Genomic DNA, 1,406 nt, shown 5'->3' on the forward strand with positions numbered 1-1,406 from the left:
GCAGCTTGGATATCAATTCAAGTGGGAACCACAATCCTATAAAATCTCAATTCAAAAAAATAGTACCGATATGTCCATGTATGTAGGCCGTACATCGGCTGATGTGAATGGAAAAACAGTTAGTCTGGATGCACCTCCTGTGCTTCGGGGAAGCTCGACCATGATCCCATTGCGTTTTGTTGGGGAGCAAATGGGGCTAAAAGTAGATTGGAATAATAAAAGTAAATCCGTAAATCTCAGTCAAAAGGCTGTAACTCAACAAGCGAGTAAACAGTCTCAATCCCAACCATCGTCGCAAACGTCAACACAGAGTACAACAAGCACCAATAAAACGTCTTCAGCAACAGCGACGACAATAAATCCAGTTGAAGCAGACAAGCATACTGAAGCCGCATCTTCACCAGCCAAGCAGCAAAATAAAGAACAGACCACAGCAAATGCGTTGCTTGTACAAAATATTACTTTTGGGGGTGAAACGTTAAAGATTTCTCTGAACAAAGATGTTACCCCTAAAGTATCCAAAATGACGGGGAATGATCGTATTGTTGTAGATTTACCCGGGGCTTCACTGGCGACTGATTTTCTTCAGCCGTTCCCGATTCGCACCGATGGCACGCGGGCGTTGACGAATAGTGACGGCGAGGATGTGCAGGAAATTAGATTTGCTCCCACAGATGGACAAAATGGGGGCGTACGCATTGTCATTGCTTTAAATCAAGCACGTGATTACGATCTTTCAACCAATGGCCTAGGCGATATCACCCTTCAATTGCGTGAGCGTAGTGTGAATCCGGTAGTGGTAACACCAACGAATGTCGAAGGACGGCGAATCGTCGTCATTGATCCCGGACATGGTGGCAAGGACCCTGGGGCAGGTAGTGTGACTGGGCGACATGAAAAGGAATTTACATTGGCGGTAGCGTTAAAGGTCGAGCAGCTTCTACAAAATGATCCTGACATTCAAATCGTATTGACTCGCAATGGAGATACGTATCCCACGCTGGATGAACGACCACAACTGGCTAATAGTCAACAGGCAAGCGTGTTTGTATCCATTCATGGTAATAGTATGCTAGCTTCAGATAAAGGAAAAACCAATGGCTCTGAAACCTATTATGCACGCCAGGACAGTTTGGCACTGGCAAAGGCGATGCATAAATATCTTGTAGCGGCTAGCGGATTTAAGGATAATGGCATCAGGGTGGCAAACCATGTGGTGACGAGAAAATCACAAATGCCCGCTGTATTGCTGGAATGTGGCTACCTTAGTAATCTATCAAATGAAGCAGCCATGTTCACAGAAGAAACACAGGAGAAGATCGCCGAAGGTATTGTCGATGGGTTGAAGGAGTATCTTGGAACAGGCATAGGAGCAACTGAATCACTTAACTAAGGATGTTTACAAT

Annotated in this window: 1 protein-coding gene; it reads left to right on the forward strand. The window is 45.1% G+C overall.

Annotated elements, in window-relative coordinates; all coding sequences use genetic code 11:
• On the forward strand, positions 1-1,393 hold a 1,393-nt coding region (locus GRP75_RS26940), incomplete at its 5' end, for an N-acetylmuramoyl-L-alanine amidase (protein ID WP_160790886.1).
• Positions 1,394-1,406: the final 13 nt, after the last annotated feature.

Source organism: Paenibacillus sp. OT2-17, from assembly GCF_009827695.1.
GTDB classification, from domain to species: Bacteria; Bacillota; Bacilli; order Paenibacillales; family Paenibacillaceae; genus Paenibacillus; species Paenibacillus polymyxa_B.